Raw genomic sequence first — 25,900 nt, 5'->3', positions numbered from 1 at the left:
TCGCTTGCGTGCCCTAGAGCATGATGTTATGTTGAGACTCCGGGAAACCGTCTTTCCCTCGGCCAACTTACTCGCTGCTCACTATGCATTTTTCGGAACAATCTCAGCTCATGGCACCTGCGTTGAAAACCCTCACTGCGGCGATTGCCAGTGCAGTGTTCGTCACTTCCGCCGCCAGCGCGGCCGGGCTTGGAAAATTGACCGTGTTGTCGGCACTTGGCCAGCCACTGCGCGCCGAGATCGAACTGACGACCAGCGCCGGCGAAGACCCGGCCAGCATGGCCGTCAAGCTGGCAACGCCCGAAGCCTTCCGCAGTGCGAACATCGACTTCAATCCGGCGCTGCTGTCGCTGCGTTTCGCCGTCGAGCAGCGCGGTGGCCGCCAGATTATTCGCGTCAATTCCAGCCAGCCTCTGAACGAGCCGTTCGTCGACATGCTGCTCGAGCTAACCTGGAATAACGGGCGCCTGGTGCGCGAGTACACGTTCCTGCTCGATCCGGCCGAACTGCGCACGACGCAGCCGGCGCAGGTGGCCAGCACCCCGGCGCCGCGTACAACGTCGCAGCCGGCCGTTGCAGCATCTGCCGCCGCTGCTGCAGCTGCACCGGCCGCCGACGCAGCCGAGCGGGCCCGCATCGCCGCCGCACGCGAGGGCGCCCAGCGCCAGGCGGCGCAGCGCGATGCAGCAGCGGCCGAAAGCACCTACCGCGTGCGTCGCGGCGATACGCTCAGTGGCATTGCCACCCGCGTGAAGCCGGCCGAGATCTCGCTCGACATGATGCTCGTGGCGCTGTACCGCGCCAATCCCGAGGCCTTCATCGGCAACAACATGAACCGCCTGAAGTCGGGCCAGATCCTGAGCGTGCCCGATAGCGACGCGCTGCGTGGCGGCGCGAGCCAGAGCGAAGCGCGCGGCGTGGTCGTGGCGCATGCGGCGGACTTCGACGCCTACCGGAACAAGCTCGCCGGCCAGGTCGCCGCCAGCACCCCGGCCAGCGCGCCGCAGGGCGGCCAGAGCGCGACCGGGCGCGTGACCGCGCGCGTCGAAGAACAACCGACCGCCGCCAACGAAGCGCAGGACAAGCTGCGTCTGTCGAAGGCCACGGCAGGCGCCGCCGGCACGCCGCAGACCGGCACCGCCAGCGTCGAAGACACGCTGGCCAAGCAGCGCGAACTCGAACAGGCCGAGGCCCGCGTCAAGGAACTCGAAAAGAACGTCGGCGAACTGGAAAACCTGATGACGGTGCCGAGCCGCGCGGGCGCCGAAGCCGAGCAGGCCGCCGCAGCAGCGCCCGTGGTGGCGACGCCGGCCAAGCCGGTCACGCATCCACGCCTGAAAAAGCCGGTGCCGGCGCCGGAACCAGAAAAAGGCCTGGTCGACACGCTGCTGGACAATATGCTCTATATCGCTGCAGCCCTCCTGGTGCTGCTCCTGATCCTGTTTGGCATCGCGCAGCGCCGCAAGCGCAATGCCCCGCCAGTGAAACCGGTGCCGACCGAACCGTCGGTGCTGGGCGCACCGGGCGCCAGCGCCCAGTCGCTGTTCGCCGAAAGCGGCGGCCAGAGCGTCGACACCAACAACAGCGTCTTCAATTCGAGCTTCGCGCCATCGGCCAGCCAGCTCGATACGAATGAAGTCGATCCGGTCGCCGAAGCCGACGTGTACATCGCCTATGGCCGCGATGCGCAGGCCGAGGAAATCCTGAAGGAAGCGCTGCGCACGCATCCGGACCGTCATCCGGTGCGGTTGAAACTGCTCGAGATCTACGCTACGCGCAAAGATGCCCGCGCGTTCGAGGTGCAGGCGCGCGAGCTGCATGCGCTCACGAACGGCCAGGGCGACGACTGGGCACACGCTGCGGCGCTGGGCCTGGGGATCGATCCGCAAAACCCGCTGTACGCGAACGCCGCGCCAGCCCCGGCGCACACGCCGTCGGCGCAGGAGCGCAGCCAGCAGGCCATCCTGTCGCAGCAGTATCAGGATGCGCTGCGTGCTGACGAGCCGGCAGCGGGTACCGACAGCAACGTTGGCACCATTGCCGGCGCGGCCGCTGCCGGCGCCATCGCCGGTGCGTCTGCGCTCTCGCTGTCGAAGGACGATGCGGACCGCACCGCGGCGCCGCAAGCCGAACCGGTGGCGGCGCCACGCCTTGATGACAACACGCTCGACTTCGACCTTGGCGGGCTGACGTTCGAGCCGGTGACCGATGCCGAACGCACGGAGCCGACGCCGGCGCCGGCGCCTGCAAGCCGGCCCGACCCGGATGCGACGGCCGTGCCGGACCTCGATTTCGACATGCTGCCGCCGGCAGCGGCAGGCAAGCCCGAATCCACGCTGTCGACCGATGTCAATGATCTCGAATTCGACATGGACTTCGATGCGCCGCCTGCCGGACAGCCGGTCCAGTCTACTGCAGCCACTCCGGCCGATGCGCGTGACGACTTCTCGCTTGACCTGACGCCGCAGCCGCAAGTGCAGGCCACCCCGGTCGACATGGCGGGTCTCGCCAAGGACTTCGACGGTTTGCCGTCGCTGCCGGCCAGCCCGGCGCAATCGGCGGACGCCACCGCGGCGCCGAGCGATCCGCTGTTCGACCTCGACTCGATGGACTTTGGCGCACCGGTCACCCCGGCCACGCCGGCGCCCGTGAACGATCCGCTGCCTGCCGTGCGTGCTTCCTCGAACGCGAGCGCGTCAGAAGATCCGCTGTTCGATCTGGACGCGATGGACTTTGGCGTGCCGAACGAGCCGCGCGCGTCTGGCGGCGCCGAGCCGAAAGACTTCGCGGCGCGTCAGGACGATCCGTTCGACATGTTCGATCTGCCGGACACCCCGGCGCCCGTGCCGGCGCCCGAAGAATTGTCTGCGCCCCCGGTCAATGATGCACCAACGCTGCAGCGCAACTCGCTCGACGCGCTCGACTTCGATCTGGATCTGCCGGCATCGGCGACGGCCGATGCGCCGACGCCAGCGGCGTTCGATGCTGACCCGGTCGACGACATGGCTGCAGCGCCGGCCCCGCTCTCGCCCGAGCACATGGAAATGGAAACCAAGCTCGATCTGGCCGTGGCTTATCAGGAAATCGGCGACAAGGAAGGCGCACGCGAACTGCTCGATGAAGTCATCAAGGGCGGCAGCACCGAGCAGGTTGGCCGTGCCAGCGCGATGCGAGAGCTGCTGGCGTGACGCGAATTGTTCTGGGTGTCCAGTACATCGGCACCGGTTGGAACGGCTACCAAAAACAGCCGGAGCGCAATACGGTCCAGGACCGTCTTGAAATGGCGCTCGAGAAGTTCGCCTGCACGCCGCTGGCCACCACGTGTGCCGGCCGTACCGACACCGGCGTGCACGCGATCGAGCAGGTGGTCCACTTCGACACGGATCTCGTGCGCCCGACGCAGGCCTGGGTGCGCGGCGTGAACACCTTCCTGCCCGATTCCATCGTCGTGCGCTGGGCCAAAGAGGTGCCGCTGGGCGAGGACGGGCTGGAATTCCATGCGCGCTTCTCGGCCCGCTCGCGCACCTACCACTACGTGCTGTACAACCATCCGACGCCATCGGCGCTGCTGTCGAACCGCGCCGGCTGGATGTTCCGGCCGCTCGATGTCGAGCGCATGATCGACGCCGCGCGCCACCTGATCGGCACGCACGACTTCTCGGCGTTTCGCGCGTCGAGCTGCCAGGCCAAGACCCCGGTCAAGGACATGCACGAAGTGCGCATCGAGCGCCATGGCGACATCATCGTCTTCACGCTGCGCGCCAGCGCCTTCCTGCATCACATGGTGCGCAATATCGTCGGCTCGCTCGTGTATGTCGGGCTGGGGCGGCAAGAGCCGGACTGGATGCACGAGGTGCTCGAGAGCCGCTCGCGCGACGTGGCCGCGCCAACCTTCATGCCCGACGGCCTGTATTTTGCGAAGATCGAGTACGATCCGATCTGGAAGCTGCCGCAGGAAGCGGTCGCGCCGCTCCCCTGGTTGTAAGGACCCTCATGCAACGCACCCGTATCAAAATCTGCGGCATCACCCGCGAAGAAGACCTGAGCGCCGCTGTCGCCGTGGGCGCCGATGCCCTGGGCTTTGTGTTCTACCCGAAGAGCCCACGCTACGTCACGCCAGCGCGCGCTGGCGCTTTGTGCGCCGGCCTGCCGCCGTTTGTCAGTGGCGTCGCGCTGTTCGTCAATCCCACCTTGGCCGAGGTGCAGGAAGTCGCGGCGGCGATGCCGCTCGCGCTGATCCAGTTCCATGGCGATGAGACGGTCGAGCAGTGCGCAGCGATTGCGGCGGCCGTCCAGCGCCCGTTCATGCGCGCGTTTCGGGTCAAGCCTGACACGATCCCTGGCACGCTGCTAGAATGTGAGCTTGCATACCGCACCGCCAGTCCATGGTTCTCAAGCCTTCTGCTTGACACCTACGTGGACGCTTATGGCGGCGCAGGAAAGGTCTTCGATTGGTCTCTCATCCCAAAAGAGCTCGCGCCTCGGGTCGTTTTGAGTGGTGGCTTGAACGTACACAACACCACTGACGGTGTCGTACGCCTTCGGCCTTTTGCCGTCGACATCAGCAGTGGTGTCGAAGCCGCAAAAGGTATCAAGGACGCCCGCAAGATGGCCGCGTTTGTCGCGGCCGTGCGGGCAGCCGATGCCACTATTCATAGCGAGACATACCATGCAGAACATCCCATTCAAGGCAGCGCCTAACGCCGCCCCGCTGTTCAAGACCCCTGATTACGCCCTGCCAAACGCGCAGGGGCACTTTGGCCCCTACGGCGGCTCGTTCGTCGCCGAGACGCTGACGCACGCACTCGCCGAGTTGAGCGAAGCCTACGCGAAGTACGCGCAAGACCAGGAATTCCTTGAAGAGTACCGCTACGAGCTGGCCCACTTCGTCGGCCGGCCGTCGCCCGTGTACCACGCGCGGCGCTGGTCCGAAATGGCGGGCGGCGCGCAGGTCTACCTCAAGCGCGAAGACCTGAACCACACCGGCGCGCACAAGATCAACAATGTGATCGGCCAGGCGCTGCTGGCGCGGCGCATGGGCAAGCCGCGCATCATCGCCGAAACCGGCGCCGGCCAGCACGGCGTGGCCACCGCGACCATCTGCGCGCGCTTCGGCCTGGAATGCGTGATCTACATGGGCAGCGAAGACGTCAAGCGCCAGGCCCAGAACGTGTACCGCATGAAGCTCCTGGGCGCGACCGTGGTGCCGGTGGAATCGGGCTCCAAAACGCTCAAGGATGCGCTCAACGAAGCGATGCGCGACTGGGTCACGAACATCGAAAACACGTTCTACATCATCGGCACCGTGGCCGGCCCGCACCCGTATCCGATGATGGTGCGCGACTTCCAGGCGGTGATCGGCGAAGAGTGCCGCGTGCAGATGCCTGCGATGACGGGGCGCCAGCCCGACTACGTCGTCGCCTGCATCGGTGGCGGCTCGAACGCGATGGGCATCTTCTATCCGTATATCGGCGAGCCCGGCGTCAAGCTGGTGGGCGTCGAGGCAGCAGGGGAGGGCCTGGATTCGGGCAAGCACTCGGCCTCGCTGACGTCCGGCCTGCCAGGTGTGCTGCACGGTAACCGCACCTATCTGCTGCAGGACGAGAACGGGCAGATCATCGAGACGCACTCAGTATCGGCGGGCCTGGATTATCCGGGCGTCGGGCCCGAGCACGCGTGGCTGAAGGACACGCTGCGCGCCGAGTACGTATCGATCACGGACGATGAAGCGCTGCAGGCGTTCCACGACTGCTGCCGCATCGAAGGCATCATCCCGGCGCTGGAATCGTCGCACGCGATCGCGTATGCGGTGAAGCTGGCGGCAACGCTGCCGAAGGACCAGATCATCCTGGTCAATCTGTCGGGCCGTGGCGACAAGGACATGCACACGGTGGCGCAGCGGATGGGGCTTGATTTCGGCTGATGCCGGCATCAACCATCTCATCGTGCCCCGGTCAGCCGGGGCATTCGCCTTTTCCGATTATCAGAGGAACCCAGCATGTCCCGCATCGCACAGACTTTTACCGCACTTAAAGCGGACAACAAGACCGCGCTCGTTACCTTCATCACCGCGGGTGATCCCGGCCCTGAACTGACCGTCCCGCTGATGCACGCACTGGTGGAGGGCGGCGCCAACGTCCTCGAGCTGGGCGTGCCATTTTCGGATCCGATGGCCGAAGGCCCGGTCATCCAGCGCGCCTGCGAGCGCGCCCTGAAATTCAACGTCGGCCTGAAAGACGTGTTCGGCTTCGTGCGCGAATTTCGCAAGAACGACCCCGACACGCCGGTGGTCCTGATGGGCTACGCGAATCCGATCGAGCGCATCGGCCAGACCGAATTCATCCGCTGCGCCAAAGAAGCGGGCGCTGACGGCGCCATCGTCGTCGACTACCCGCCCGAAGAATGCGCCGCGTTTGCGACCGAGATGCGCGACAACGGCCTGGACCTGATCTTCCTGCTCGCGCCAACGTCGACCACGGAGCGCGTCAAGCAAGTGGCCCAGTACGGCGGCGGCTTCAGCTATTACGTCTCGCTGAAAGGCGTGACGGGCGCCGGCACCATCGACACCGCCGACGTCGCCCGCCGCGTGGCCGCGATCCGCGAGCATGTCAAGCTGCCGATCGGCGTGGGCTTCGGCATCCGCGACGGCGCAACAGCGCGCGCCGTCGCCGAAGTGGCCGACGCCGTCGTGATCGGCAGCCGTATCATCCAGGAAATCGAAAACAGCCCGCCAGACCAGACCGTCGACGCCGTCCGCGCCTTCACCACCACCATCCGCACCGCCCTCGACGCCCGCTAACCCGCCACCGTCATTTCAATGAGGGTCAGAGTCGAATTATTGAGCAATTTCTCCGGAAAATGTTGTCACTTAATTCGACACTGACCCTCATTGCGATTGCCTCCAAGCTCTTGCAATGCAATTAGGGTCAGAGTCGAATTGTTTGACAACTTTTTGTGATTGCCCGTTGAATCTTTTCAATGTCCGGTTGCGATGGTTATGGCCGCTGGGTTTATCACAGGCGTATTGCCACATCTCTCCTGCCCGTTGCGCCAGCTTAAAGCTTTTTCATTTTTCCTCAGTAAATTGATCTCTCCGTAGCGCAACCTGAGGGAGTGTCCAATGAAAAAGCGTGTCAAGCACATTGCAGTGGCCCAGTTTGGAAAGATGCTGGCGGCAGTCTATTTCGTCGCTATGCTCCCGGTCTTGGCGATATTTCTCCTCGCCATCCTGACGGGCGTCGAGGTCCCGCCCATTGGCGCCGGCGTGGTCATTCTGTTTGCGGTTGTGTATATCGTCAGCGTCTATCTGGCAGGAATGCTGAGTGCGTGGATCTATAACATCGTGGCTGTACGCCTGGGAGGCGTTGAATACACCGTCAACGAAATCGGTTCGCCAGCGAAATAATCGCCGAAAATTGCCGCGTAAATAAATTAGGGTCAGAGTCGAATTGTTTGACAACTTTGAGGAATTGCCCAATAAGTCTACTCTGACCCCAATTGTTGGGAAATTGATTATTTAGCTCATCAACGTGACTCTGTCCCTCATTTTGCTTCGGAGATCAAACTCGGCGTTCATTCAGCCGAGGATCGGTGCTATTTATTGGGAAATTGTCGAAAGTTGTCAAACAATTCGACTCTGACCCTCATTGTTGGGTGGTGGTGGCCGTGGGCGCGGGGTGCTGGCGGCGCGGGATGTTTTGTTGGCAATATTGGTGGCTTGCTACGATTCGACAAGCTGCCTCCGAGCGGCTACACTACGCCCCACTGTAAGATTTGCCGCAAAGGAGAGAATATGAGTTGGTTGGAAAAACTGCTGCCCCCTCGGATCCAGCGCTCCGATGCCGCTAACCGCAAGACCATGCCCGAGGGCCTCTGGGTCAAGTGTCCGTCGTGCGAGTCGGTGCTGTACCGGGCGGATATCGAGTCCAACCTGCACGTGTGCCCGAAGTGCTCCCACCACATGCGCATCCGCGCCCGTGCGCGTCTGGATTCGCTGCTCGACGAAGGCGGTCGCTACGACATTGGCCAGGAGACGTTGCCAGTCGATACCCTGAAGTTCAAGGACAGCAAGAAGTATCCGGACCGCCTCAAGGCTGCGATGGAAGCCACCGGCGAGACCGATGCGCTGATCGTCCAGGGTGGCTCGATCATGAGCTTGCCGGTTGTCGTGGCCTGCTTCGAATTCGAATTCATGGGTGGCTCGATGGGCTCGGTAGTCGGTGAGCGCTTCGTGCGCGGCGCGCAGGTTGCGCTCGAGCAGAAGGTGCCGTTCATTTGCATCACCGCCACTGGCGGCGCGCGCATGCAAGAGGGTTTGCTGTCGCTGATGCAGATGGCCAAGACCACCGCGATGCTGACCAAGCTATCCGAGAAGAAGCTGCCGTTCATCAGTGTGCTGACCGATCCGACGATGGGCGGTGTCTCGGCCTCGTTCGCGTTCATGGGCGACGTCGTCATCGCCGAGCCGAAGGCGCTGATTGGCTTTGCCGGCCCGCGCGTCATCGAGAACACGGTGCGTGAGAAACTGCCGGAAGGCTTCCAGCGCGCCGAGTTCCTGGTCCAGAAGGGCGCCGTCGACATGATCGTCGACCGTCGCAAGATGCGCGAAGAAATTGCGCGTCTGCTGGCCCTGCTGCAAAACCAGGCGACCGAAGTCCTGGCCTGATCGATTCACAGGCCGCCGCGAGGGCAACCCGCGAACATGATCGCCAGGGGCGACCGGCGCGTGCATGCCAGATGGCGGCCCCCGCGGTCGCCTTTTACATTCCCCGCATCACCCGCCGATTTTCTCTTTTCTGAGCTCCATGTCCCCACTACCGACTACCTTGCCCGACTGGCTGGCGCTGCTCGAATCGCGTCATGCCGAAACCCATATCGACATGGGCCTGGACCGCGTCCGCGCTGTCAAGGAACGCTTGCAGCTCGCGTTTTCATGTCCCGTGATCATGGTGGCCGGCACCAACGGCAAGGGTTCGACCTGCGCGATGCTCGAGTCGGTGTTGCTGCAATCCGGCTACCGCGTCGGGCTCTACATCAAGCCGCACTTCCTCGACTTCAACGAGCGCGCCCGCATTAATGGCGAGATGGCGTCCGATGATGTCCTGATCACTGCGTTCAACGCCGTCGAAGCCGCGCGCGGGGACACGGACCTCACGTACTTCGAATTCACCACGCTCGCCATCGCGCACCTGCTGTCGACGAGCGAGATCGACGTCGCCATCCTCGAAGTCGGCCTGGGCGGGCGTCTGGATGCCGTCAACGTGATCGATGCCGACGTGTCGATCGTCACCAGCATCGATATCGACCACACGGCGTATCTGGGCGACACGCGCGAAAAAATCGGCTTCGAAAAAGCCGGCATTTTCCGCGCCGGCAAAACCGCGATCTGCAGCGACCCGGTGCCCCCACAGTCGCTGATCGACCATGCCACCAGCATCGGCGCTGACCTGTGGCTGCTCGGCCGCGACTTCAACTACCAGGGCGACCAGCAGCAGTGGAGCTTCGCCGGTCGCACCGGGCGCCGCAATTCGCTGGCCTATCCGGCCCTGCGCGGCGCCAACCAGTTGCTCAATGCGTCCGCTGCGCTGGCGGCCCTCGAGGCGCTGCGCATGACCTTGCCGTGCGGCGCCCAGGAAACCCGCGCCGGCCTGGCGTTGGTCGAGCTTCCGGGCCGCTTCCAGGTGCTGGCCGGCCGCCCGACCCAGGTGCTCGACGTGGCACACAATCCGCACGCCGCCGCGACGCTCGCGCAGAACCTCGGCAATATGGGCTTTCACCGCTTTACGTACGCGGTGTTCGGCATCATGGATGACAAGGACATCGATGCCGTCATCGCGCCGATGGCCTCGGTGATCGATCACTGGTGCGTCACGCGCCTCGATTCGCCACGCTCGGCCGACCCTGCGGCGCTGGCCGAGAAGATCGCCCAATTGAAGCCAGCGGGCGCGAAAGCGGGCGATTTTTCGGTGACTGTCTTCGATTCGCCCGCCGACGCTTACGCGAATGCGCTGAGCCGGGTTGAGGAGAATGATAGAATTGTGGTCTTTGGTTCGTTCTACACGGTTGCCGGCGTGATGGCGGCCCGTAAATCCTCACTACACTGATACCTCAATCGCATGGGCTTGTTCTCGTTCGGCACTAAAAACAAGCAAGAAACTGTTCGCGACAGCGGTCACTTCGTCAAGGACGACGAGGCCGCCTACACCGAGCGCGCACGCTCCAAGCGCGCCAGCTCGGCCGGTGAGGGCGGTCGCCGCTCGAGCCGTGGCGATCCGATCCTGCCCGAGAAAAAACGCGCGCGCCGCCGCCTGGTCGGCGCCATTGCGCTGGTCCTGGCCGCCGTCGTGGCTCTGCCGATGCTGCTCGATTCCGAGCCCAAGCCGCTGGCCACCGACATCGCGATCCACATCCCCGACAAGGACAAGGCTGCGCCGCTGCCGGTGCCGTCCGAGCAGGTCGCGCCAACAGCAAGCGTCGACAGCGACGAAGAGATCATCGAGCCCGTCCCGGCGCCGCCGGCCGGCACGCGCACGCCGCCGGTCGCCGTGGCCGCAGCGCCAGTGGCCAGCGAGGTGCCACCGATGCGCATGCTCGAGCCAGCCAAGCCAGTCGAGACCGTCAAGCCAGTCGAGACCGTCAAGCCGAAGCCTGAAACCAAGCCAAAGGCCGAACCCGAAGCCAAGCCGGTGACGAAGCCTGAACCCGTCAAGGCCGAGCGCAAGCCAGAGCCCGAAAAAAAGCCCGAGCCAGAGAAAAAGCCGGTCAAGGTCGCCGAGAAAGCCGCCGAGTCGCATCCGAAAGCCGAGCACGTCACCAAGCCGGCCCGTCCGGACGACGCCGCCCGCGCCATCGCGATTCTCGAAGACAAGCCGGCCGCCAAGCCTGAGCCGAAAACGGTCAAGGCCGAAGGCCCGGCGCCGCGCTTCGTGGTACAGGTTGCCGCGCTGGCCAGCCAGGAAAAAGTCACCGAGCTGCAAAGCCGCCTGCGCGCTGCCGGCGTGGCCTCGTTCACCCAGAAGTCTGGCGAACTGATCCGCGTGCGGGTCGGCCCGTTCAGCAAGGAAGAAGCAGAGAAAGTGCGCGCCAAACTGAGCGGCATCGGTCTGTCCGGCTCGATGGTGCCGCTCTGATCCTCGCTGCCGCGTGACGATGTTCGATTACCTGGTGCTGTTCGTGCTGATCGCCTCCGTCGTGATCAGCACGCTGCGCGGCCTGGTGAAGGAAATCCTGTCGCTGGTGGGCTGGGTGGTCGCCTTCGTGGTGGCCAATGTCTACGGCGCCCAGCTCGCACCCTTGCTGCCCGAGGTCATTCCGGGCGGGTCCGCGCGCCTGATGGCGGCCTTCATCGTGCTGTTCCTGGGCGTACGAATCCTGATGGGCCTGCTGTCGATGGCAATCGGTGCGGTGGTTGCCGCCACCGGCCTGTCGCTGGCGGACCGGGGCCTAGGCGGCCTGTTCGGCCTGGCGCGGGGCATTGTGATCGTGCTTGCCGGCGTCATATTGTGCGGGATGACGGCAATCCCGCAGCAGGCGTTCTGGCGCGAGGCGCTGTTGTCACCCATTGCCGAAACCGGCGCGCGCACCGTCAAACCATTCTTGCCCGCTGCCTTCGCGGAGCATATTAATTACTGAATCCGTATTACCAGACCAGTATTTGCTGTATTCGCAGTTTTCTGTCATTTTGCACCCAAGCTTTTAGGAGCACCTCATGTGTGGCATCGTCGGCGTCGTTTCGCAGTCTCCCGTCAACCAGCTTCTGTACGATGCATTGCTGCTGCTGCAGCACCGCGGCCAGGACGCTGCGGGCATTGCGACCAATCACAGCAGCATGTTCTCGATGTTCAAGGCCAACGGCCTGGTACGTGACGTTTTCCGTACCCGGAACATGCGTTCGCTGCAGGGCAACACCGGAATCGGCCACTGCCGCTATCCGACCGCAGGTTCGTCGAGCGAAGAGGAAGCGCAACCGTTCTACGTCAACGCGCCATTCGGCATCACGCTGGCGCACAACGGCAACCTGACCAACCAGGCCCAGCTCAGGGATGAGCTGTTCCGCAACGACCGCCGTCATATCAACACCGATTCCGATTCCGAGGTGCTGCTCAACGTGCTGGCCCACGAAATCCAGGAAGCCGCCGATGGCTTCTCGCTCGACGCCGACGCGATCTTCAAGGCCGTCGCTGTCGTGCACCGCCGCGTGCGTGGCGCCTACGCCGTCGTTGCGCAGATCGCCGGCCATGGCATGCTGGCCTTCCGCGATCCGTTCGGTATCCGTCCGCTGTGCCTGGGCGTGAACGAAACCGAAAACGGCAACGAATACCTGGTGGCCAGCGAGTCGGTCGCCCTCGAGGGCCTGGGCTTCCGCTTTATGCGCGACATCGCGCCGGGCGAAGCGGTCTTCATCACCAACGACGGCAAGTTGTCCGAGCGCCAGTGCGCCGAGAATCCGTCGCTCAATCCGTGCGCGTTCGAATTCGTCTACCTGGCCCGTCCGGACTCGGTGATCGACGGCGCCTCGGTCTACGCCACGCGCCTGCGCATGGGTGAATACCTGGCTGACAAGGTCCTCAGTGAAATCCCGGTCGAAGACATCGACGTTGTCATGCCGATTCCCGATTCGTCGCGTCCGGCCGCGATCCAGCTGGCACTGAAACTGGGCGTGGAATACCGCGAAGGCTTCATCAAGAACCGCTACATCGGCCGCACCTTCATCATGCCGGGTCAGGGCATGCGCAAGAAGTCGGTGCGCCAGAAGCTCAACGCCATCATTTCCGAGTTCAAGGACAAGAATGTGCTGCTGGTCGACGACTCGATCGTGCGCGGCACCACCAGCCGCGAGATCGTGCAGATGGCCCGTGAAGCCGGCGCGCGCAAGGTGTACTTCGCCTCGGCCGCGCCACCGGTGCTGTACCCGAACGTGTACGGCATCGACATGCCGACCCGCGACGAGCTGATCGCCTACGGCCGCACGACCGAAGAAGTCTGCCGCGAGATCACGGCCGACCGCGTGATCTACCAGGACATCGACGCCCTCAAGCGTTCGATTTCGGACGTCAATCCGGCACTAAAGAACTTCGAGGCATCGTGCTTCGATGGCATCTACGTGACGGGCGACGTGACCCCGGAATACCTCGATCGCCAGGAAACCGCGCGTCACAATCCTGCCGCCAAGGATGAAGACCAGGTCCGTACCCAACTGAATCTAAACCCTGCTGTTCCAGCCGAGTAAGCATGAGCGAGAAAAAGACCTACGGCTTTACCACGACGATCCTGCACAACGACCGGCACAAGCCGATCGAGCACGGTTCGCTGCACAAGCCGATCCACACGTCGGTCGCGTTCGGCTACACGGATGCGCGTCAGCTGGCGTCCGTGTTCCAGGGCAAGGAGCCGGGCTTCCGTTATGGTCGCCAGGGCAATCCAACCATCAGCGCGCTCGAGGACAAGGTCAGCAAGATGGAAGATGGCGTCGCCACGCTGTGCTTCGGCACCGGCATGGCGGCTATCGGCGCGCTGTTCCAGGCGCTGCTCAAGGCAGGCGACGCCATCGTCTCGTCGAGCTTCCTGTTCGGTAACACCAACAGCTTGTGGCAGACGGTGGCGGGGCAGGGCGTCGATGTCGCCTTTGTCGATGCCACCGACGTGGCGCAGGTCGAAGCAGCCTTGACGCCGAACACGCGCATGGTGTTTGTCGAGACGATCGCCAATCCGCGCACGCAAGTGGCGGACCTGGCCCGTATTGGCGAGCTGTGCCGTGAGCGGGGCATCCTGTACGTGGTCGACAACACGATGACGTCGCCATGGCTGTTCCGCCCGAAGAGCGTGGGCGCCGGGCTGGTCGTCAATTCGCTGACCAAGTCGATTGGTGGCCATGGTATCGCGCTGGGCGGCGCGCTGACCGATACCGGTCTGTTCGACTGGAGCGCGTATCCGAACATCGCACCGAACTTTCGCAAGCAGCCGGCGCACGCCCAGGGCATGGCACAGTTGCGCGCGAAAGCGCTGCGCGACTTTGGCGCGTCGCTCGGACCGGAAGCGGCGCATCACATCGCTGTTGGCGCCGAGACACTGGCCCTGCGCATGACCCGCACCTGCGCCAATGCACTGGCGTTGGCCACGATGCTCGAGGCGGACGAGCGCGTAGCGAAGGTGCACTATCCTGGCCTGGCGTCGCATCCACAGCATGACATCGTTGCGTCGCTGTTTCGCGCCGGTGGTTCGCTACTCAGCTTTGAGCTGCACGAGTCCATCGATCCATTCGATTACCTCAACCGCCTGCAGCTGGCGATTCCTGCCTCGAACCTGGGTGATAACCGCACGCTGGTCATCCCGGTAGCGCACACGATCTTCTTCGAAATGGGCGCCGAGCGCCGCGCCAGCATGGGCATCGCCGAGTCCCTGATCCGCGTGTCGGTGGGCATCGAGGATACCGACGACCTGGTCGAAGACTTCCGCCAGGCGCTGGACGCGTAAGGCGGTGTAAAGCCCGGCGTTACCGCATGGCGTTACCGCGCGGCGTTACCGCGAGGCGTAAAGCCATGCAAAGAAGGCCGGCGCGATGCCGGCCTTGTCATTTTTACGGTTGAGTCCCGCTGTAAAAGGGGGCTATGATGCCCCATCGTCAGCTTGTCATTTTCTTCGGATGCCCATGAAACGTTTCCTGCTCTGCCTTTCTCTGACTATTGCCAGCACCGCCTATGCGGGCGAGCTGGAAGACGCCAACGCGCTGTTCGAAAAGAAGGATTACGCGGGCGCGCTCAAGCTGTATACCAAGCTCGCCAATGCCGGCAACCCGCAAGCACAGCAGCAGCTGGGCCAGATGTACTGGTATGGCGAAGCGGGCACCGTCGATGAGGCGGCGGCCAAGGCATTGTTCGAGAAGTCAGCGGCCAAAGGCAACAAGGTCGCGGCCCAATCGCTGGTCGTCATGGAAGAGCGTGTCACGAAGCGCGCCGAGATCGACTATTGGATCAAGGGCTACGACGGCGCCGAGCTGCAGTCGGGCGAATACCGCTGCCCGTCGCCGCGCATTCCGGCCGTGTCGAAGGTGAATGACGAGATCGATCGCGTCAACAAGCTCGTGACTGGCTGGCAGGATTGCTACAACAAGATGGTGACGAATTTGAACGCGCAGTCGCCGCTGACCAAGAAGATTCCGGCTGATATTGCCAAGCTGATGAACAAGCAAGAGGCGGACGCCTCGGCAGCCTACCTGGAACAGGTGCGGCAGAATATCGCGGAAGGCGCGAAGGTTAATTCAAAGATGATCCTGGCGGATTTTGCAGCGTGGCGCAATGCGACCGAGGCATTTATCAACCAGCACAATGCCGTGGTGAAGAAGGCGTCGAACTAAGCAATGCCGGGTAGGGCAAGGCCGGGTAAAGCAAGCGCCGGCCGGGGAGGCCGGCGCCGTTACATCAGTTCCAGCTACGCATCAGGCCGACAGCCAGGCCTTCGAGCGCGAATTCTTCGTCTGGCGAGACGGCAATGATGTCGAAGTCGGGGTTCTCCGGCAGCAGTTCGACCAGATCGCCCGTCTTGCGATAGCGCTTGACCGTGACTTCGTCGCCCAGGCGCGCAACAACGATCTGCCCGTTCTTGGCGCTGTCGATTTTCTTGACCGCCAAAAAGTCACCATCCATGATGCCGGCATCGCGCATCGACCAGCCTTTGACCTTCAGCAGAAAATCGGGCCGCGCCGCGAACATGGCCGCGTCGACATTGTAGGTGGCTTCGACGTGCTCTTGCGCCAGGATCGGATTACCCGCCGCGACGCGCCCGACCAGCGGCAGCGACATGAACGACGGTGGCGGCATCGGAATCGCCTCGACGCTTGCGCCGATCAAACGGATGCCGCGCGACGTGCCCGGCGAAATTTCGATGGCGCCCTTGCGCGCCAGTGCTTGCAGATGTTCTTCAGCCGCATTGGCCGAGCGGAAACCCAATTCAGAAGCGATTTCAGCCCGGGTTGGGGGGAAACCGGTGTTCTCGATCGCTTCCTTGATCAGGTTCAGGATCTGTTCTTGCCGTGCAGTGAGCTTTAGCATAAATGTGTTACAGCAACCGGTTATGTATGTAACCTGTATTTTTGTACAGTATTCTCGCGCGCGCAAGGGGAAACGCAAAAAATATCGCGAAAATCGCGATTCAGAGTGCAAACAGCCGTCAAAACCGTGGAATTGTCGAGTCAGATATGCCAAATGCGGGGTCAATCGAGGCGATAACGCATCATCGGGGCTTTCCAAGTCACCGATATTCAGGTTATAATTGCCGGCTTTCCCTTCCCACACTCGTCTTGACGCCGAGGTGGGCATTTGTTAAACGTCCTCAAGGAGTAATGCATGCGTCATTATGAAATCGTTTTTATCGTCCATCCGGACCAGAGCGAACAAGTCCCGGCGATGATCGAGCGTTACAAGACCACGGTGACCAGCCGCGGCGGTAACATCCATCGCGTTGAAGACTGGGGCCGCCGCCAGATGGCGTACCAGATCCAGAAGCTGCCAAAAGCACACTACATCTGCCTGAACATCGAATGCGACAACGAGACCCTGGTCGAGCTGGAAACTGCATTCAAGTTCAATGATGCGGTTCTGCGTCACCTGACCGTCAAGCTGAAAAAAGCTGAAACCGCACCGTCGCCGATGATGAAATCGGTGCAGCGCGAAGACGCAGCCAAGAGCCACCGTGCCGAAGCCGCTGCGCCAGCAGCCGCTCCAGCCGCTGCGCCAGCGCCTGCTGCTGCTTAAGTTTTTCCCAGTTATTCGTAGTAACCAGTAACACCGGGTGCATAACGCAAACCACCTCCAGCTCATGGCGACCATCGCCGAGCGCGACGTACTGCGTTACACCCCGGCCGGTGTGCCAATCGTTTCAGCCGTCCTGATGCACGAATCGCAGCAGGAAGAGGCCGGAGTCGAAAGGTCGGTCGCGTTCGAAGTCCCCGCGTTCGCCGCGGGCGAGATTTCGGGCAGGTTTGCCAGCGCCGAATTGGGCGCCAGCTACAGGTTCAACGGATTTCTTGCACGGAAAAATCGCAACAGCAAAGCCCTGGTGTTTCACATCATTGATTTCAGTGCCGCTTAACCCGGCAATTTAGATACAGGAGCCTCAAATGGCATTCGGTAAAAAGTTCGACAAAAACAAAGCGAAACTCAAAGAGAAGCGCAAACAGCAAAACCCGCTGTTCAAGCGCAAGAAATTCTGCCGCTTCACCGCCGCTGGCGTTGAGCAGGTGGACTACAAGGACGTCGACACCCTGAAGGACTTCGTCCAGGAAAACGGCAAGATCATGCCAGCACGTCTGACCGGCACCAAGGCGCACTATCAGCGTCAGGTCGACACCGCGATCAAGCGCGCACGCTACCTTGCGCTGCTGCCGTACACCGACCTGCACCACGGTTAATCGTCGGTCACGACAGTCAGACATCTGGAGATCACTATGCAAATCATTCTGTTGGAAAAAGTAGTCAACGTCGGCAACCTGGGCGACGTCGTCAAGGTCAAGGACGGTTACGCACGTAACTTCCTGATTCCACAAAAAATGGCCCGCCGCGCTACCGCCGGCGCCGTTGCCGAGTTCGAAGCCAAGCGCGCTGAACTGGAAAAAGCAGCAGCTGAAAAGTTGTCGGCTGCCCAGGCAGAAGGCGACAAGCTGAGCGGCATGACCGTCACCATCGGCCAGAAGGCCGGCGTTGATGGCCGTCTGTTCGGTTCGGTTACCAACTTCGACATCGCCGAAGCGCTGACCAAGCAAGGTTTCGCTGTCGAGAAGTCGCAAGTACGCCTGCCGACCGGCCCTTTGAAAACCACCGGCGAATTCCCGGTTGCAGTCGCTCTGCACACCGACGTCGTGTCGGAAATCACCGTCGCTGTTGTGGGCGAAGCTGCCTAAGCACACGCTGTACATGTGCTGAGCACGCAGTTCTGAAAAAGCCGGGTTCGCCCGGCTTTTTTGCTTTTTGGCTTTCCAACCATGTCAGTCACAGGACTGGAAAAGGTATAATCCCGCCCATGAACGCAGCATCTCCAGATCCGCAACTCGACGCCCTGCGCATCCCCCCGCACTCCATCGAAGCCGAGCAATCCGTCATTGGCGGCCTGCTGCGCGATAACGCCGCGTGGGACCGTATCGCCGACTTCATGAACGCGGAAGACTTCTACCGTTACGACCATCGCATCATCTTCGAACAGATGGTGCGCCTGATCAACGGCGGCAAACCCGCCGACGTGATCACTGTCTACGAAGCCTGCAACCAGCTCGGCAAGGCCGATGACGTGGGCGGCCTGCAATACCTGAACGCGATGGCGCAGAACACGCCGTCCGCCGCGAATATCCGGCGCTACGCCGAGATCGTGCGCGACCGCGGCATCCTGCGCAAGCTGATTACCGTGGCCGATGAAATCTCGGGCAATGCGTTCAATCCGCAGGGCAAGGAAGTCAAGCAGATGCTCGACGAAGCCGAGTCCAAGATCTTTGCCATCGCCGAATCCGGCTCGCGCGGCCAGCAGGGCTGGAATCCGATCCAGCCGCTGCTCACGCAGGTCGTCGAGCGTATCGACGAGCTCTACAGCCGCGAGAACCAAGGTGAAATCACGGGTGTGCCAACCGGCTTCATCGACCTCGACCGCATGACATCGGGCCTGCAGCCGGGCGACCTCGTCATCGTGGCCGGCCGTCCGTCGATGGGCAAGACGGCGTTCTCGGTCAATATCGGCGAGAACGTTGCCATTGAAGCTGGTCTGCCGGTCGCGATCTTCTCGATGGAGATGGGCGGCACCCAGCTGGCGATGCGTATGCTGGGTTCGGTCGGCCAGCTCGACCAGCACCGCCTGCGTACGGGCCGCCTGAACGACGAGGATTGGCCGCGCCTGACGCACGCCATCCAGAAGATGAACGACGCCCAGCTGTACATCGACGAAACCCCGGCGCTGAACCCGATCGAGATGCGGGCGCGTGCGCGGCGCCTGGCGCGCCAGTGCGGCAAGCTGGGCCTGATCATCGTCGACTACCTGCAGCTGATGCAGGGTAGTCAGCCGGGCGACAACCGCACGGCTGAAATCTCGGAAATTTCACGTTCGCTCAAGGGCCTGGCCAAGGAGCTGCAGTGTCCGGTGGTGGCGCTGTCGCAGCTGAACCGCTCGCTGGAGCAGCGGCCGAACAAGCGCCCCGTGATGTCCGACTTGCGCGAATCCGGCGCAATCGAGCAGGATGCCGACGTCATCATCTTCCTGTACCGCGACGAGGTCTATAACCCCGATTCGCCCGACAAGGGCACGGCCGAAATCATTATCGGCAAGCAGCGTAACGGCCCGATTGGCGCCATCCGCCTGACCTGGATCGGTCAGTACACCAAGTTCGGCAATTACAGCGGTAACCTGTCTGTGTATCAGGGTGACTAAATAACCATTTGTAGTAACACCAAGGCGGCCATTGATGTTTTAATGGCCGCCTTTACGCGTGGCCGCATTCCCGGCGCGACCGCGTAATCCCAGAGAGTCAATACGGAGAATCTATGTTTGGACGTTTCATGCCCACCGAGGGCAAGTTTTTCGATCTTTTCAATCAGCACGCCGCCTTGTGCGTCAAAGGGGCGCAGGAAATGGTCAGCCTGATGACCAATTTCGACGATCTCGAAACCCGCACCCATGCGATCGAGACGATTGAAAAGCAGGCTGACAAGATCACCTATGCCACGGTGGACCTGCTGCACAAGAGCTTCATCACGCCGATCGACCGCGACGACATCCACAAGCTGATCACGCGCATGGACGACATCCTGGACATGATGGAAGACGCGGCCCAGACGATTTCGCTGTACGACCTGCAAGCCGTGACGCCGGAAGCCAAACGCCTGGCCGAGCTGTGCCTGGCCTGCTGCCTGAAGGTGCAGGAAGCCGTCTCGCTGCTGCACAATATGGACAATGCCGCCAAGATGGTCGCGCTGTGCGAAGAGATCGACCGCCTGGAATCGGACGCCGACCACGTGATGCGCGCGGCGATGTCCAAGCTGTTCCGCGACGAGCCGGACGTGCGCAACCTGATCAAGATGAAGGCCATCTACGAGATCCTCGAGACGGTCACCGATCGCTGCGAAGACGTGGCCAACATCATCGAAGGCATCATCGTCGAGAACGCGTAAGCGTCGCAGACCTGCATAACCATGGATAATCTCAACATCAGCATCTACGTGCTGGGAATGCTCGTGCTCCTGGCACTGGTATTCGACTTCATGAACGGTTTTCACGATTCGGCAAACTCGATTGCCACCGTGGTCTCGACCGGGGTCCTGAAACCCCAGCACGCCGTCGCAATGGCGGCATTTTTCAACTTCATCGCGATCTTCGTGGTCAATATGAAGGTCGCCCAAACCATCGGGAAGGGCACGATCGATCCACACGTGGTCGACCATTACGTGATCTTTGGCGCGCTGGTCGGGGCGATCTCGTGGAACGTCATCACCTGGTACTACGGCATTCCCTCGTCGTCGTCGCACGCGCTGATCGGCGGCCTGGTGGGCGCGGCCGTGGCGAAAGCGGGCACCGGCTCGCTGATCTCGGGTGGCCTGATCAAGACCGTGGCGTTCATCGTCGTCGCACCACTGCTGGGCTTTGTGCTGGGCTCGATCATCATGCTGATGGTGGCCTGGATCTTCGTCAAGTCCACACCCAGAAAGGTCGACAACCTGTTCCGTAAACTCCAGCTGGTGTCGGCGGCGGCGTATTCCCTGGGCCACGGCGGCAACGACGCGCAAAAGACGATGGGCATCATCTGGATGCTCCTGATCGCCGCCGGTTATACGAGCGCGACGGCCGAATATCCACCGGCCTGGGTGATCATCTCGTGCTACGCGGCGATCGCGTTCGGCACGCTGTTCGGCGGCTGGCGCATCGTCAAGACCATGGGCCAGAAGATCACCAAGCTCAAGCCGGTCGGCGGTTTCTGCGCCGAAACCGGCGGCGCGGTCACGCTGCTGCTGTCGAGCGCGTTCGGGATTCCGGTGTCGACGACGCACACGATCACCGGCGCCATCGTCGGCGTGGGCGCTGCGCGCAAGACCTCGGCCGTGCGCTGGGGCGTGGCGGGCAATATCGTGTGGGCATGGATCTTCACGATTCCCGCATCGGCCTTCATGGCGGCGGTGGCCTGGTGGATCGGCACCAAGATTATGTAATCGTGGCTTGATCACCATTGAAAACGGCGCCCTGGGCGCCGTTTTCTGTTTGCGAATGCTGCACCTCAGTGCCGCGTCAGTTCTGCGTCATCGCGCCCGTGCCGACGCTGGAATTTTTCATGTTCTCGCGCTCGACTTCGCTGACGGTGCCGGCGTTGTTGGCCGTCTGGCCTTTCTTGCGGGGCAGGTACGTGCCGATCGGGGTGGTGCGTTCTTCGCGCACGCTCGCCGTCTTTGCGCCGTCAGGGGCAGGGGTGGTAGGGGCAGGGCTGGTGCAGGCCGCCAGCAACAGGGCGGCAGCGCACGAGGTGAGGAGTGATGTCAGCGGAAAGGTCATGGTGGCAGGCTCGGTAGAATGGCTGTTCGGTATTGACAGCCGCACATCATTCTACGCCCGAACGAGCGCGCGCTATCCTGACAGAATTGACAGGTGAGTGTATGCGTGACGTCGGCTAGCCGAGGTCGACGGCGAGGCCTTCACAGGCCAGCAGTACCTGTAGCTCGCCCAGGCAGCCGGCGTGGCGCGCCATTACGTCGGCAAAGGCCGCCTCGAGCTCATCGTCGCCGCGGGTCGGTTCGTGGTGCGTGCAGTACAGCGTGCGTGCGCCAACCCGCAGCGCCATCGCGATGGCGCCGTCGAAGGTGCCATGGCCCCAGCCCCGCTTGGACGGGTATTCGTCGCGCGTGTACGAGCAATCCACGATCAGCGCGTCCACGCCCGCCATCACGGCGTCCATGCGACGTTCGGCCTCGCGCATCTGCGTCTCGGCCACCGCGTGCCGGGGATGCCCGACCGGATGCGGGTTGTACCAGGGCTCGTGGTCGCCCGTGAAGAACACCGACTTGCCGTTGCAGTCGATGCGGTAGCCGAGATTGGTGACCGGGTGGTTCGTCACCACGTTCGCGACCAGCGCGTCGCCGAGCGCGAGTGGCGCACCGATCGTCAGCGTGCAGTACTCGATGGTGGCGCTCATGTCCGTTTCGCCGACCGGGAAATAGCTGTTTTGCAGCTGCACGCCCATCACGTGTTCGATGCCTTTGCCCGTGACCGGATCGTGCGCACCGTGCAGGCGCACGCGGCTGCCCTTGACGAACAGCGGCGTGAAAAAGGGCAGGCCATGGATGTGATCCCAGTGGCTGTGCGTGATGAAGATATTGGCGTGCACGGGCGGGCGGGCCAGCAGGTGCTGGGCCAGCGGGAACAGGCCGGTGCCGCCATCGAGCACGATCAGCGTGTCGTCATCGGTGCGCACTTCGATGCAGGTCGTGTTGCCGCCGTAGCGCGCCGTGCGCGGCCCCGGGGACGGAATCGACCCGCGGACTCCCCAAAAACGAAATTTCATGATGCGTTTCCTGCCAGTGATCTCGGGACAATTCTATATAGCTTCGATCATAGCTGGTTTGTCATCATTGGAGCCGCGGTGACCCGAAAATGCTGCGCCAAAAAAAACGCCCGCCGGTGAGGGCGGGCGTTGCGGGACTGCGCCTGCACGAGGCAGGCGGCAAAACTTGTTACAGCACGTCGCTGGCGTGGTCGGCCAGGCGCGAGCGTTCGCCGCGTGCCAGCGTGACGTGGCCACCGTGGTTCCAGCCCTTGAAACGGTCGACCACATAGGTCAGGCCGCTCGAGCCTTCGGTGAGATACGGCGTGTCGATCTGCGCGATATTACCCAGGCACAGGATCTTGGTGCCAGGACCGGCGCGCGTGACCAGCGTCTTCATCTGCTTGGGCGTCAGGTTCTGCGCTTCGTCGATGATGAGGAACTTGTTGACGAAGGTGCGGCCGCGCATGAAGTTGAGCGACTTGATCTTGATGCGCGAGCGGATCAGGTCCTGCGTTGCCGCGCGGCCCCAGTCACCGGCATCGCCGTCGGACTTCATCAGCACTTCGAGGTTGTCGTCGAAGGCACCCATCCATGGCGACATTTTCTCTTCCTCGGTGCCTGGCAGGAAACCGATGTCTTCACCGACCGGCACCGTCACGCGGGTGACGATGATCTCGTTGTAGAGCTTGGTTTCGAGCACTTGCGCCAGGCCGGCGGCCAGGGCCAGCAGGGTCTTGCCGGTACCGGCCTGACCCAGCAGCGTGACGAAGTCGCACTCCGGATTCATCAACAGGTTCAGTGCGAAGTTCTGCTCGCGGTTGCGCGCCGTGATGCCCCACACATTGTTCTTGTTGTGGCTATAGTCGCGCAGGGTCTGCAGCACGGCGGTCTTGCCGTCGATCTGCTTGACCTGGGCGTACAGCGGCGACTGGCCATCCTTCGGCTCCATGTACACGAACTGGTTCGCCAGGAGGGTCGGGATCAGCGGACCGGTCACGCGGTAATAGGTCGCCGAGTTGCCGTTCTTGTTTTCCTGCCACGATTCGACGTCCTTGCCGTGCGTGTCCCAGAAATTGTCCGGCAGCTGGACGATGCCCGAGTACAGCAGGTCGCTGTCTTCCAGCACGTGGTCGTTGAAGTAGTCTTCAGCCGGCAAGCCGATCGCGCGCGCCTTGATGCGCATATTGATGTCTTTCGACACCAGCACGATCGCGCGGCCCGCTTGCTGCTGCTCGAGTGCGCGCACGACGCCCAGGATCTGGTTGTCGGCTTTGCCTTCAGGCAGGCCTTCCGGCAGCGGCGCGCTCGTCAGGCGGGTCTGGAACAGCAGGCGACCCTTGGCATCCTTGTTGCCCAGCTTGGACAGCGGAATGCCGGACTCGATCGCGTCGTCGTCGACGTTGGCGATCAGCGCGTCGAGTGTGCGCGACACCTGACGTGCATTGCGCGCCACTTCGGACATGCCCTTCTTGTGGTTGTCGAGTTCCTCGAGCGTCATCATTGGCAGATAGACGTCGTGTTCCTCGAAACGGAACAGCGAGCTTGGGTCATGCATCAGCACGTTGGTGTCGAGCACGAACACCTTGGTCAGGCCCGAACGGTCGGCCTTGCGGCTGGTGGACGACTTGACTGGCGCTTCCACGGGCTTCTGCTTGGCGGAATGCAGCTGTTCGGCATCCTGCTCGCGTAGCTTGGCCGAGATCGGGGCAACGTTCGGTGCCTGAGGTGCAGCCTGGGGTGCAGCTTGGGGTGCAGCTTTTGGTGCAACTTCGGGAGCAGCCTGCGGCTTGGCTTCGGCAACCGGCGCAGCACGCACAGGTGCTTGCGCGGCGGCGAGGGTGTCTTGCGCCTTGCGGCGTGCGCGCGACTTCGGCGTCGGCACGGCTTGACCGCTGATCAGGTCATCGACTTCAGGATCTGGCTTGGCCGAGATCGAACGCACTGGCGAACGACCGGGTTCGGCCTTGGGATAATCTTTGACCAGCAGCATGGTTGCTGGCTCATTCGGTATTTTTGGCAGTGGCATCAGGTTCTCAATCTAAAAAAAGTCTGGAAGACCGTGCGCGCGCGGGCCACATGGCGCTGGCGCACGAGATGACGCGACTAAACAGGGATAAGGGGAATTGCGGTTGAAGTGTTGCAACACGGCCGAGCCGGGAAATGCGCCGGCCCGGCGGGCAACCGGGTGGGAATAGTGCAGGTGCAGGACAGGTTGAATTACAGGTCGACTCAAAATAAGTGGCAGCGATCCAGCAGGTTGAACAAACTGGAGCCATCCATTGTCAGGGCTGGCTCTTCAGAAATTCCAGCACTTCAGTCACATGGTCACTGACCTTCACGCCACGCCATTCTTTCACCAATCGGCCTTGAGCGTCAATGACAAACGTACTGCGCTCGACCCCCCGTACTTTCTTGCCATACATGTTCTTCATCTTCATGACGTCGAACTGCGTGCACACGGCTTCATCGGCGTCCGAGATCAGCTCGAACGGCAGGCCGAGCTTGGATTTGAAGTTTTCATGCGAGCGCAGCGAATCGCGGGACAAGCCGTAGATGTCGGCGCCCAGTGCCTGGAACTCGGGATAGGCTTCACGAAAGGCGATGCTCTCGGTGGTGCAGCCAGGGGTATTGTCCTTGGGATAAAAGTACAGCACCGTGTACTTGGCGGGACGGCCGAGCAGTTCGAACGGTTTCTCGCCCGTCATCGGGGCGGTGAAGGGGGCAAAGGTTGCAAGTTGGCTCTCGGCCACGGGTTTCTCCTGACGGTCGCAGCGCAGCTGCAGGTGACCCTCCCGGCGCGCCATGGCGGGGAGCGGCACCTCATGATAATCCGTCGGTGCTATCCGCCGCTAGTACTCTTGTGGGCAGAATCGCAATATTTACCCCGATTGAAACGTTTGCAGCCCTGTTGAACCGCTGTTGTCGCGATTCAGGCGGTGCGTTCGAGGATCAGGGCCAGCGTGACCTTGCGGCCTTCGCCCATCAGCACGTTGTAGGTGCGGCAGGCGGCGCCGTTGTCCATGCTTTCCACGCCGATGTGCCGGCTCGACAGGCTGGTGACCAGGCGCGGATGCACGAAGCGCTGGCGCGCACCGGTGCCAAGGATCACGACGTCCGGCGCATCCTGCGCCAGTTCCTCGAAGTGGGCGGCAGTGAGCTGGTCGAAATCGGTCACGTTCCACGGGCGCGGCGGGACCTCGGGCAGCAGCGTCAGGCTGTAGTCGTAACGCTGGGCATTGATCTCGACGCCGCTGGCGTCGACGCCGGTAACGGTCTGGTATTGCTGGGTATTGTCGGAATGGAGCTTCATGGCGATAGGCGAAGTGGACGCTGGTAAGCGGTGACTGTGCGGATGCCCATTGTAACCGGATCGGCAAGGTTGCCTAAACCGTGCGCTTTGGG

Annotated in this window: 26 protein-coding genes; 20 read left to right on the top strand and 6 right to left on the bottom strand. The window is 62.4% G+C overall.

Going from position 1 to position 25,900, the window contains the following annotated elements; translation table 11 throughout:
• The first annotated feature begins 122 nt into the window (after positions 1–122).
• The 13 genes from HD842_RS15000 (at position 123) to HD842_RS14940 (ending at position 15,352) form a co-directional block, all read left to right on the top strand.
• Positions 123–3,188 carry a FimV/HubP family polar landmark protein gene (locus HD842_RS15000; RefSeq protein WP_229424775.1) on the top strand — a complete coding sequence of 1,022 codons (3,066 nt, stop codon included), beginning with the start codon at positions 123–125 and terminating at the stop codon, positions 3,186–3,188.
• Positions 3,185–3,985: a tRNA pseudouridine(38-40) synthase TruA gene (gene truA / locus HD842_RS14995; protein ID WP_183555528.1), complete on the top strand. Its 801-nt coding sequence runs from the start codon at positions 3,185–3,187 to the stop codon at positions 3,983–3,985. The genes HD842_RS15000 and truA overlap by 4 nt, the downstream gene beginning before the upstream one ends.
• Before the next feature lie 8 nt (positions 3,986–3,993).
• Positions 3,994–4,701, top strand: coding sequence for a phosphoribosylanthranilate isomerase (locus HD842_RS14990; RefSeq protein ID WP_183555527.1), 708 nt, complete (start codon positions 3,994–3,996; stop codon positions 4,699–4,701).
• Positions 4,670–5,923 carry a tryptophan synthase subunit beta gene (gene trpB / locus HD842_RS14985; protein ID WP_183555526.1) on the top strand — a complete coding sequence of 418 codons (1,254 nt, stop codon included), beginning with the start codon at positions 4,670–4,672 and terminating at the stop codon, positions 5,921–5,923. The genes HD842_RS14990 and trpB overlap by 32 nt, the downstream gene beginning before the upstream one ends.
• 75 nt (positions 5,924–5,998) lie before the next feature.
• Positions 5,999–6,799 (top strand): tryptophan synthase subunit alpha, encoded by an 801-nt coding sequence (gene trpA / locus HD842_RS14980; RefSeq protein WP_183555525.1) that lies wholly within the window; start codon positions 5,999–6,001, stop codon positions 6,797–6,799.
• A gap of 321 nt (positions 6,800–7,120) precedes the next feature.
• The gene (locus HD842_RS14975) at positions 7,121–7,405 is read left to right on the top strand and encodes a hypothetical protein (RefSeq protein WP_183555524.1); all 285 of its coding nucleotides are present in this window, start codon (positions 7,121–7,123) and stop codon (positions 7,403–7,405) included.
• Positions 7,406–7,792: 387 nt separating this feature from the next.
• On the top strand, positions 7,793–8,665 hold the full coding sequence (gene accD, locus HD842_RS14970; RefSeq protein WP_183555523.1) for an acetyl-CoA carboxylase, carboxyltransferase subunit beta: 873 nt from the start codon (positions 7,793–7,795) through the stop codon (positions 8,663–8,665).
• A gap of 139 nt (positions 8,666–8,804) precedes the next feature.
• The gene (gene folC, locus HD842_RS14965; RefSeq protein ID WP_183555522.1) at positions 8,805–10,103 is read left to right on the top strand and encodes a bifunctional tetrahydrofolate synthase/dihydrofolate synthase; all 1,299 of its coding nucleotides are present in this window, start codon (positions 8,805–8,807) and stop codon (positions 10,101–10,103) included.
• Positions 10,104–10,115: 12 nt separating this feature from the next.
• Positions 10,116–11,129 carry an SPOR domain-containing protein gene (locus tag HD842_RS14960; RefSeq protein ID WP_183555521.1) on the top strand — a complete coding sequence of 338 codons (1,014 nt, stop codon included), beginning with the start codon at positions 10,116–10,118 and terminating at the stop codon, positions 11,127–11,129.
• 13 nt (positions 11,130–11,142) lie between these two features.
• Positions 11,143–11,631, top strand: a complete 489-nt coding sequence (locus HD842_RS14955) for a CvpA family protein (protein WP_183555520.1) — start codon at positions 11,143–11,145, stop codon at positions 11,629–11,631.
• 76 nt (positions 11,632–11,707) lie between these two features.
• On the top strand, positions 11,708–13,228 hold the full coding sequence (gene purF / locus HD842_RS14950) for an amidophosphoribosyltransferase (RefSeq protein ID WP_183555519.1): 1,521 nt from the start codon (positions 11,708–11,710) through the stop codon (positions 13,226–13,228).
• 2 nt (positions 13,229–13,230) lie between these two features.
• Positions 13,231–14,472: a cystathionine gamma-synthase family protein gene (locus HD842_RS14945; RefSeq protein WP_183555518.1), complete on the top strand. Its 1,242-nt coding sequence runs from the start codon at positions 13,231–13,233 to the stop codon at positions 14,470–14,472.
• Between the two features lie 85 nt (positions 14,473–14,557).
• Entirely contained in the window at positions 14,558–15,352 is a 795-nt protein-coding gene (locus HD842_RS14940; RefSeq protein WP_229424774.1) for a tetratricopeptide repeat protein, read from the top strand.
• Between the two features lie 64 nt (positions 15,353–15,416).
• Here HD842_RS14940 and lexA read toward each other — a convergent pair whose 3' ends face one another.
• Entirely contained in the window at positions 15,417–16,046 is a 630-nt protein-coding gene (lexA, locus tag HD842_RS14935) for a transcriptional repressor LexA (protein WP_183555517.1), read from the bottom strand.
• A gap of 294 nt (positions 16,047–16,340) precedes the next feature.
• Between lexA and rpsF the strand changes: the two genes are divergently transcribed.
• The 7 genes from rpsF to HD842_RS14900 all read left to right on the top strand — a co-directional run bounded on the left by rpsF (position 16,341) and on the right by HD842_RS14900 (position 21,173).
• Positions 16,341–16,748 carry a 30S ribosomal protein S6 gene (rpsF, locus tag HD842_RS14930; RefSeq protein ID WP_183555516.1) on the top strand — a complete coding sequence of 136 codons (408 nt, stop codon included), beginning with the start codon at positions 16,341–16,343 and terminating at the stop codon, positions 16,746–16,748.
• A gap of 37 nt (positions 16,749–16,785) precedes the next feature.
• Positions 16,786–17,085, top strand: coding sequence for a primosomal replication protein N (gene priB / locus HD842_RS14925; protein ID WP_258835148.1), 300 nt, complete (start codon positions 16,786–16,788; stop codon positions 17,083–17,085).
• Positions 17,086–17,113: 28 nt separating this feature from the next.
• The gene (gene rpsR / locus HD842_RS14920) at positions 17,114–17,404 is read left to right on the top strand and encodes a 30S ribosomal protein S18 (RefSeq protein ID WP_183555514.1); all 291 of its coding nucleotides are present in this window, start codon (positions 17,114–17,116) and stop codon (positions 17,402–17,404) included.
• A gap of 36 nt (positions 17,405–17,440) precedes the next feature.
• Positions 17,441–17,893, top strand: a complete 453-nt coding sequence (rplI, locus tag HD842_RS14915; RefSeq protein ID WP_183555513.1) for a 50S ribosomal protein L9 — start codon at positions 17,441–17,443, stop codon at positions 17,891–17,893.
• Positions 17,894–18,012: 119 nt separating this feature from the next.
• Positions 18,013–19,401: a replicative DNA helicase gene (locus HD842_RS14910; protein ID WP_183555512.1), complete on the top strand. Its 1,389-nt coding sequence runs from the start codon at positions 18,013–18,015 to the stop codon at positions 19,399–19,401.
• Positions 19,402–19,514: 113 nt separating this feature from the next.
• The gene (locus HD842_RS14905; protein ID WP_183555511.1) at positions 19,515–20,141 is read left to right on the top strand and encodes a DUF47 domain-containing protein; all 627 of its coding nucleotides are present in this window, start codon (positions 19,515–19,517) and stop codon (positions 20,139–20,141) included.
• A 21-nt stretch (positions 20,142–20,162) separates the two neighbouring features.
• A complete protein-coding gene (locus HD842_RS14900) occupies positions 20,163–21,173 on the top strand; it encodes an inorganic phosphate transporter (RefSeq protein ID WP_183555510.1) in 1,011 nt (336 codons plus the stop codon).
• A 76-nt stretch (positions 21,174–21,249) separates the two neighbouring features.
• On the opposite strand, the gene HD842_RS14895 is transcribed toward HD842_RS14900, so the two are convergent.
• The 5 genes from HD842_RS14895 to HD842_RS14875 form a co-directional block, all read right to left on the bottom strand.
• A complete protein-coding gene (locus tag HD842_RS14895) occupies positions 21,250–21,510 on the bottom strand; it encodes a hypothetical protein (RefSeq protein WP_183555509.1) in 261 nt (86 codons plus the stop codon).
• Positions 21,511–21,625: 115 nt separating this feature from the next.
• Complete coding sequence (locus tag HD842_RS14890; RefSeq protein WP_183555508.1) at positions 21,626–22,516, bottom strand: MBL fold metallo-hydrolase; 891 nt, start codon at positions 22,514–22,516, stop codon at positions 21,626–21,628.
• Between the two features lie 169 nt (positions 22,517–22,685).
• Complete coding sequence (locus HD842_RS14885; RefSeq protein ID WP_183555507.1) at positions 22,686–24,524, bottom strand: PhoH family protein; 1,839 nt, start codon at positions 24,522–24,524, stop codon at positions 22,686–22,688.
• A gap of 256 nt (positions 24,525–24,780) precedes the next feature.
• On the bottom strand, positions 24,781–25,248 hold the full coding sequence (locus HD842_RS14880) for a redoxin domain-containing protein (RefSeq protein WP_258835144.1): 468 nt from the start codon (positions 25,246–25,248) through the stop codon (positions 24,781–24,783).
• Between the two features lie 179 nt (positions 25,249–25,427).
• Positions 25,428–25,808, bottom strand: coding sequence for an Mth938-like domain-containing protein (locus HD842_RS14875; protein WP_183555506.1), 381 nt, complete (start codon positions 25,806–25,808; stop codon positions 25,428–25,430).
• Positions 25,809–25,900 lie beyond the last annotated feature (92 nt).

It is taken from the genome of Massilia aurea, assembly GCF_014200505.1.
Taxonomy (GTDB): domain Bacteria; phylum Pseudomonadota; class Gammaproteobacteria; order Burkholderiales; family Burkholderiaceae_D; genus Telluria; species Telluria aurea_B.
Note: the sequence above shows the minus strand (reverse complement) of the source record. Positions and strands in the feature narration are given on the sequence as shown.